At 67.6% G+C, this 9,009-nt stretch carries 1 protein-coding gene; it reads left to right on the forward strand.

Annotated features, from left to right (window positions below):
• Positions 1 to 9,009, forward strand: a 9,009-nt coding sequence (locus CKW22_RS27085) for a non-ribosomal peptide synthetase (protein WP_143500829.1), incomplete at both ends; no start/stop codon positions are given.

Here is a 9,009-nt window from a genome sequence, read left to right on the forward strand (position 1 = left end):
AAACCGGCGCACGCCTGGTCATGGCTCGCCCCGGTGGCCATCGTGACCCTGAGTACCTGCGCCAAGTGATCCGCAGCGAAGGCGTCACCACCTTGCACTTCGTGCCATCGATGCTGGATGTGTTCCTGGCCCACGGCGATGCTTCGGCAGATGCTCTCAAGCGCGTGCTGTGCAGCGGTGAAGCCTTGCCGGGCAGCCTGGTACGGCGCTTCCACGCGCAGTTGCCAACGGTCGAGCTGCATAACCTTTACGGCCCGACCGAAGCAGCAGTGGACGTCAGCGCCTGGCATTGCATGACGGCGCCGGACAACACCCCGATCGGCAAGCCCATCGCCAACACCACGCTGTACGTGCTCGATACGCTGGGCCAGCCAGTACCGCAAGGTGTCGCTGGCGAGCTGTTCATCGGCGGCGTGCAAGTCGCCCGTGGCTACCTCAACCGCGCCGAACTGACCGCCGAACGCTTCATCGACGACCCGTTCAGCACTCGCCCCGGCGCACGCCTGTACCGCACCGGCGACCTGGCGCGGCACCTGAGCGATGGCAATATCGAGTACCTGGGCCGCAACGACGACCAGGTGAAGATCCATGGCCTGCGCATCGAGCTGGGTGAAATCCAGGCCGGGCTCACCGCCATCGACGGCGTCAAGGAAGCGGTCGTTATCGCCCGCGACCAGCGTCTGGTGGCGTACTACACCGGCGAGCAGCAGGCCGTGGAAGCCCTGCGCAGTGCACTGCTGGCTCATCTGCCAGCGTTCATGGTGCCCGCGCTGTTCATGCACCTGCCGGCGCTGCCGCTGAGCCCCAACGGCAAACTCGACCGCAAGGCCCTGCCGCTGCCAGACGCCGAAGCCCTGCAAAACCGCGAGTACCAAGCCCCCGAAGGCGACACCGAAACCCTGCTGGCTGCGATCTGGGCCGAACTGCTGGGCGTGGAACGGGTAGGGCGCCACGACAACTTCTTCGAACTGGGCGGCCATTCGCTGCTGGCAGTCAGCCTCACCTCGCGCCTGCGTCAGCAAGGCCTGCATGCCGATATCCGCGTGCTGTTCGGCCAGCCGACCCTGGCTGCGTTGGCCGCCGCCATCGGCGGTGAAACCGGCGTGAGCGTGCCGGCCAACCGCATCCCGATAGATGGCACCCGCATAACCCCGGACATGCTGCCGCTCGCCGAGCTGTCCCAGGCGGCCATCGACACCCTGGTCGGGCAGATCCCAGGGGGCGTGGCCAATGTCCAGGACATCTACGGCCTGGCCCCGCTGCAACAAGGTATCCTCTACCACCACCTCGCCAGCGAGGGCGCCGACCCCTATGTGCTGCAAGCGCGCTTTGCGTTCCCGGGGCAGGCCGAACTCGATGCCTTCGCCGCGGCGTTGGATCAGGTCATTGCCCGCCACGATATCCTGCGCACCAGCATCCACTGGCAGGGCCTGGACGAACCCGTGCAGGTCGTCTGGCGCAGCACGCCTGCAGTGGCCGGCCAGGCTGGCACCACCACCCTCGACCTGAACCAGGCCCCCTTGATCCGCCTGGTGCCAAGCCCAGGCAAAGGTCGCGTGGAGGCGACCCTGCTGATTCACCACATCATTCTCGACCATGCGGCTGTCGAGCAACTGGTGGCCGAGATCACCGCGGTGCTGCAAGGCCAGGCCCTGTCGCACGCCAGCGTGCCTTACCGCAACTACGTGGCCCAGGCGCGCCTGGGCGCCGATGCCCAGGCCGACCAAGCCATGTTCGGCGAGCTGCTGGGCGATATCGACGAACCTACCACCGTGTTCGGCCTGCGCGATGCGCACAGTGACGCCAGCCGGGTGCTGGACAGCCGCCTGGCACTAGACAGCGCCCTGGCCGGCCGCCTGCGTGAGCAGGCCCGTGTGCTGGGTATCAGCGTCGCCAGCCTGGTGCACCAGGCCTGGGGGCAGGTGCTGGCGCAATTGTCCGGGCGCGAAGAGGTAGTGTTCGGCACCGTGCTGCTCGGCCGCCTGCAAGGCGGCGAGGGGGCCGAACGGGCGCTGGGCATGTTCATCAATACCTTGCCGCTGCGGGTGAGCGTGGGCGCGATGGCGGTGGCCGAGGGCGTGCGCCTGACCCACCAGCGTCTGGCGCGTTTGCTGGCCCACGAGCAAGCTTCGCTGGCCCTGGCCCAGCGTTGCAGCGCAGTGCCCGCGTCCCAGGCGCTGTTCACCAGCCTGCTCAACTTCCGCCACAGTGCCCCGGCCAAGGCCGAGCTGCGCCAGGCCTGGCAGGGTATCGAACAACTGGCCGCGCATGAGCGCAGCAACTACCCACTGGTGGTCAATGTCGACGACCTGGGCGACGCCTTTGTGCTGACCGTGCAAGCGGTGCCAGAGGTCGATGGCGCGCAGGTCTGCCAGTTGCTGAGCACCGCCCTCGAACAATTGGCCGAGGCCCTTGCACAGGCACCGTCCATGGCCTTGCACCAGGTGAGCAGCCTGGCGCCGGCCGAGCGCGAGCGGGTGCTTCAAGGCTTCAACGCCACCCGCCGCGATTACCCACGCGAACAGGCGCTGCATACCCTGTTCGACACCTATGCCGCGCTCAGCCCTACTGCGCCGGCGGTGTTGCACGGTGACCGGCAATGGAGCTACGCACAGCTCGAACAGCACGCCAACCGCCTGGCCCATCACCTGTTGGGCCTGGGCGTACGCCCTGGCGACCGGGTTGCGCTGTTGTTGCCACGCAGCATCGAACTGCTGGCGGCGCAACTGGCGGCCAGCAAGTGCGCTGCGGTGTTCGTGCCGCTGGACAGCAATGCGCCGGTCGAACGCCAGGCTTTCATGCTCGATGACAGCCAGGCGCGGGTGTTGCTCACCCTCAGCAGTGAACACGCGGTGGGCCACGCCCTGCGCGTCGAGCTGGACCGCCTTGACCTTGCCGGCTACCCGCAGCAGTCTCCGGGCCTGGTGGTGGATGCCGAAAGCGCCGCCTACATCATGTATACCTCCGGCTCTACCGGCACCCCCAAGGGCGTGCAGGTACCGCACCGGGCCATCGTGCGCCTGGTGATCAACAACGGCTTCGCCGACTTCACCTGCCAGGACCGCGTCGCGTTCGCCTCCAACCCGGCGTTCGACGCCAGCACCTTGGAAGTCTGGGCGCCGCTGCTCAACGGCGGCGCAGTGGTGGTCATCGACCAGCACCAGGTGCTGTCGCGTCAGGCCCTGCGTGAGGTGTTGCTGGAGCAGGGCGTGACGGTGCTGTGGCTGACTGCAGGCTTGTTCCACCAGTTTGCCGACGACTTGCTGCCGGCCTTCGCCAAGCTGCGTTACCTGATAGTTGGCGGCGATGTACTGGACCCGGCCGTGGTCAACCGGGTATTGCGCCATGGCGCCCCGGCGCACCTGCTCAATGGCTATGGCCCGACCGAAGCCACGACGTTCAGTACCACCTACGCCATCCGTGCGGTCGATGCGGGCAGCATTCCCATCGGCAAACCGATCGGCAATGGCCGCTGCTATGTGCTCGATGCGCGTCAGCAGCCGTTGCCAGTCGGCGCGGTCGGTGAGCTGTATATCGGTGGCGACGGCGTCGCCCTGGGTTACCTCGGCCAGCCCGCGCTGACCGCCGAACGCTTCCTCGACGACCCGTTCAGCCGCGAGCCGGGTGCGCGCATGTACCGCAGTGGCGACCTGGCCTGCTGGCAGGCCGACGGTACCTTGCGCTACCTGGGCCGTGCCGACCAGCAGATCAAGCTGCGCGGCTTCCGTGTCGAACTGGGCGAGATCGAAGCGCGCCTGGGGGCGTGCGCCGGCATCCGCGAGACGGCGGTGGTGGTGCGCGAAGATGTGCCGGGCGACAAGCGCCTGGTGGCTTATTTCACCGCCAGTGAGCCTGCCCCAGGCATTGCCGAACTGCACCAGCAGTTGCAAGGCCAGTTGCCGGACTACATGCTGCCGGCCGCCTATGTCTGCCTGGGTGGGCTGCCGCTGACCGCCAACGGCAAGCTTGACCGCCGTGCCTTGCCTGAGCCAGGCAGTGATGCCGTGCTGAACCGTGCGTTCGAGGCTCCGCAGGGTGAGGTCGAAACCACCCTGGCAGCGATCTGGGCCGAGCTGCTCAAGGTCGCGCAGGTCGGCCGCCACGACCATTTCTTCGAACTGGGCGGCCATTCGCTGCTGGCCGTGACCCTGGTCGAGCGCATGCGCAAGGCCGGCCTTGGCGCCGATGTGCGTGTGCTGTTTGCCCAACCGACGCTGGCAGCTTTGGCTGCTGCGGTGGGCAGCGGGCGCGAAGTGCAGGTGCCGGCCAACCGTGTGCCGCAAGGTGCCCGCCACATTACCCCGGACATGCTCAGCCTGATCACGCTCGACCAGGCCAGTATCGACCGTATCGTCGCCACCGTACCCGGCGGCGCGGCCAATGTGCAGGAGATCTACCCGCTGGCGCCGTTGCAGGAGGGCATCCTGTACCATCACCTGAGCGCCGCACAGGGCGATCCGTATCTGCTGCAATCGCGCTTGGCGTTCGACAACCTGGCGCAGTTGCAGCGCTGGGCGGGTGCCTTGCAGCAGGTTATCGACCGGCACGACATCCTGCGTACTGCGGTGGTCAGTGAAGGGTTGGAGCACGCCGTGCAGGTGGTATGGCGTGAAGCGCGGATGCAGGTGTGCGCAATCGACGGCTTGGCCGCCGGCTCGGTGATCGACGCCTTGCAGGCACGCTTCGACGCCCGCCACCAGCGCCTGGACCTGTCGCGTGCACCGCTGTTGCGCCTGCTGCATGCCGACGACCCGGCCAACCAGCGTGTGGTGGCGATGTTGCAGTTCCACCACCTGGCCCTGGACCACACCGCCATGGAAGTCATCGCCAGCGAGATGCAGGCGGTGCTGGCGGGCCACGGCGAGCGCTTGCCGGCGCCAGTGCCTTACCGCACCTACGTCGCCCAGGCACGCCTGGGGGCCAACGATGCCGGCCACGAGGCGTTCTTCCGCGACATGCTGGGCGACCTCGACGCGCCGACCTTGCCGTTCGGCCTGGCCGATGTGCAGGGGGATGGCCGCGCCATCGAAGAAGCCCGCCTGGCCATCGATGCCAGCTTGGCACGCGGCCTGCGCGAGCAGGCGCGACGCCTGGGGGTGAGCGCCGCCAGCCTGGCGCACCTGGCCTGGGCACGGGTGCTCGGGGTGCTCGCCAACCGCACCGATGTGGTGTTCGGCACGGTACTGATGGGGCGCTTGCAGGGCGGCGAAGGAGCCGACCGGGCGTTGGGCGTGTTCATCAATACCCTGCCGCTGCGCATCGACCTCTGCGCACCCGTGGCGCAAGCGGTGCGCATCACCCACCAGCGGCTCTCGGCGTTACTGGCGCACGAGCACGCGTCCTTGGCATTGGCCCAGCGTTGCAGTGGCGTGGCGGCATCCACGCCGTTGTTCAGCGCCTTGTTCAACTACCGTCACAGCACGGCTGGGGCACCTGCCGAGGCCGATACCGGCACCCCGGGCGTGCGCCTGCTGGGCGGCGAGGAGCGCAGCAACTACCCGCTGACCCTGAGTGTCGACGACCTGGGTGAAGGGTTTGCCCTGAGCGTGCTGGCCCAGGAGGGCATCGGCGCCGAACGGGTCGCCGGCTGGATGAACCAGGCCCTGATCGAGCTGTTGCAGGCCCTGACCCAAACGCCGGACAAACCGGTGGATACGTTGTCGATCCTCGACCCGACAGCGCGCCGACAGGTGCTGGAAGCCTTCAATACCACCGCACGCGACTACCCGAAAGGGTTCACCGTGCACGCCCTGGTCGAAGCCCAGGCGGCCCGCACGCCGCAAGCGGCGGCGTTGGTGCAGGATGGCCAGGTGCTGAGCTATGGCGAGCTGAACCGCAGCGCCAACCGCCTCGCCCACCACCTGATCGAGCGTGGGGTAAAGGTCGGCGACCGGGTTGCGTTGTGCTTGCCGCGTACCCTGGAGCGCGTGCTGGCACTGCTGGCCGTGCTCAAGGCCGGTGCAGCCTACGTGCCGATCGACCCGGCGTACCCGGCCGAGCGCATCGCCTACCTGCTCGAAGACAGCGCACCGGCACTGGTGCTGGTCGAGTCCGCCACCCTGGCGCTGGTCGGCGAGACCCCTTGCGTCCAGCTGCACCGCGATGCCTGGCAGGGCGCAGCCGACAGCAACCCGCGTGTGGCAGGCCTGGATGATCGCCAACTGGCGTACGTGATCTACACCTCCGGCTCTACCGGCCAGCCCAAAGGGGTGATGGTCGAGCACGCCACACTGGCCAACCTGGTGCATTGGCACGGCGAGGCCTTTGCCCTGAACGCCGGTAGCCATACCAGCACGGTGGCCGGTTTCGGCTTCGATGCGGTGGCCTGGGAGGTGTGGCCGGCGTTGTGTGCCGGGGCCGTGCTGCACCTGCCGCCTGCGCGTATCGCCGCTGAGCACGTCGATGAACTGCTCGACTGGTGGCTTGCGCAACCGCTGGCGGTCAGCTTCCTGCCAACGCCGGTGGCCGAGCAAGCGCTGCGCCGCGAGCGCCAGCACCCGACCTTGCGCACGCTGCTGGTCGGGGGGGATCGCCTGCGCCAGTTCGAGCGTGACCCAGGCTTTGCCCTGGTCAACAACTATGGGCCCACCGAGGCCACGGTGGTTGCCACCTCCGGGCAGTTGGCGGCGGCCGGTGCGCTGCATATCGGCATGCCGATCGCCAACACCCGGGTGTATGTGCTCGACGAACGCCAGCAACCGCTGCCAGTGGGCGCCGTGGGCGAGTTGTACATTGGCGGGGCGGGGGTCGCCCGCGGTTACTTCAACCGCCCGCAACTGACCGCAGAGCGCTTTGTCGCCGACCCGTTCAGCGGGCAACCCGAGGCGCGGCTGTACCGCACGGGTGACCTGGTGCGCTGGAACGCTGACGGCACCCTCGACTACCTGGGCCGTAACGACGACCAGGTGAAGATTCGTGGTGTACGCGTGGAGCTTGGCGAGATCGAAAGCGTGTTGGCCGCCCAGCCCGGTATTGGCGATGCGGTGGTGCTGGTGCGCGGCGAGCGGTTGCTGGCCTGGTTCACCGAAACCGCACCGGTGGCCGTGGACACACTGCGCCAGGCGTTGCAGGCAAGCCTGCCCGCGCACCTGGTGCCGATGGCCTTCATGCATCTGCCGGCATTGCCGTTGACCAGCCATGGCAAGCTCGACCGCAACGCGTTGCCCGACCCCGACCCGAACCTGCTCGCAGGCCAGGCCCACGTTGCCCCGCAAGGTGAGGTGGAAACTGCCCTCGCGGCAGTATGGGCCGACATGCTGGGTGTCGAACGCGTGGGCCGGCACGACAACTTCTTCGAGCTGGGTGGCCATTCGCTGCTGGCCGTGAACCTGACCGCGCGCCTGCGCCGGGAAGGCTTGCAAGTCGATGTGCGCACGCTGTTCGGCCAACCGACCGTGGCGGCGCTGGCAGCAACCCTGGGCCAGGGAGGCCAGGTGCAGGTGCCGGCCAACCTGATCCCGGCTGGCTGCCAGCACATCACCCCGGGCATGCTGCCCCTGATCGCGCTGGAGCAGGCGGCCATCGAGCGCATCGTTGCCCAGGTGCCGGGCGGCGCCAGCAATGTGCAGGACATCTACCCGTTGGCGCCGTTGCAGGAGGGCATTCTCTATCACCACCTCAGCGCGCAGGCACATGACCCTTATGTGTTGCAGTCGCGCTTCGCCTTTGCCAGCCGCGAGCACCTGGACCACTTTGCCACAGCGCTGGGCAAGGTCATCGCCAGGCATGACGTGCTGCGCACCGCCGTGCTTTGGCAGGGCCTGCCGCAAGCCGTGCAGGTGGTCTGGCGGCATGCGCCGTTGTCGGTCATGCCGGGCGGCGATGAGCGCGATGCAACGCTCGACCTGGGCCAGGCACCGCTGATCCGCCTGCGCTACACCCAGCAGCCGGGTACGGAACGTATCGAAGCGACCCTGCAGTTCCACCACATCGTGCTCGACCACACCGCCATGGAGGTGGTCGGCGAGGAACTGATCGGTTACCTGCAGGGCGCTGGCGAGCCGGCGCAGGCGCCGGTGCCATATCGCAACTATGTAGCCCAGGCGCGGCTGGGTATCAGCCAGGCTGAGCACGAAGCGTTCTTCCGCGAGCAGTTGGCGGATATCGACGAACCGACCCTGCCGTTCGGCCTCAGCGATGTACAAGGCGATGGCCGCGACATCGAAGAGGCCCAGCTGTGGCTGCGGGACGACCTGGCACAACGTCTGCGTCAGCACGGCCGGCAGCTGGGGATCAGCGTTGCCAGCCTGTTCCACCTGGCGTGGGCACGCCTGCTGGCGGCTGCCAGCGGCAAGGATCGCGTGGTGTTCGGCACCGTGCTGCTTGGCCGTTTGCAAGGCGGCGAAGGCGCCGAGCGGGCGCTGGGCATGTTCATCAACACCTTGCCGCTGCGGGTCGACCTGAACGAAGTGAGCCTGCGCGAGGGTGCGCAGGCCGTGCATCAGCGCCTCAGCGCCTTGCTGGCCCATGAGCACGCGTCCTTGGCCTTGGCCCAGCGTTGCAGCGGTGTGGCTGCGCCATTGCCGTTGTTCAGCGCCATGCTCAACTACCGGCACAGTACGCAGGTCACTGACAGCCAGCGTCAGGCTACCCAGGGTATGGAGAACCTCGAGAGCCAGGAGCGCAGCAACTACCCGTTGGGCCTGAACGTGGACGACCTGGGTGAAGGCTTCCGGCTGGTTGCCATGACCCCGGCCGAAGTGGGTGCGGCTCGTATTTGCGGGCAGATGAACCAGGTGCTGGAGGCGATGGTCGAGGCCCTGCAACAGACGCCACAGTTGCAATTGCAGCGCTTGCCGGTGCTGGCGCCAGAGGAACGCCAGCGGGTGTTGGTGGACTTCAATGACACCGCGGTGGCTTACGACCTTGAGCAGACCTTGCACGGGCTGATCGAGGCGCAGGTGGTGCGCACGCCAGATGCGGTTGCAGTGCGGGCCGAGGAAGGCACGCTCAGCTACCGCGAGTTGAATGAACAGGCCAACCGCCTGGCGCATCACTTGATCGCGTTGG

Origin of the sequence: Pseudomonas sp. Irchel s3f19, from assembly GCF_900187555.1 — a bacterium.
Classification (GTDB): Bacteria; Pseudomonadota; Gammaproteobacteria; order Pseudomonadales; family Pseudomonadaceae; genus Aquipseudomonas; species Aquipseudomonas capeferrum.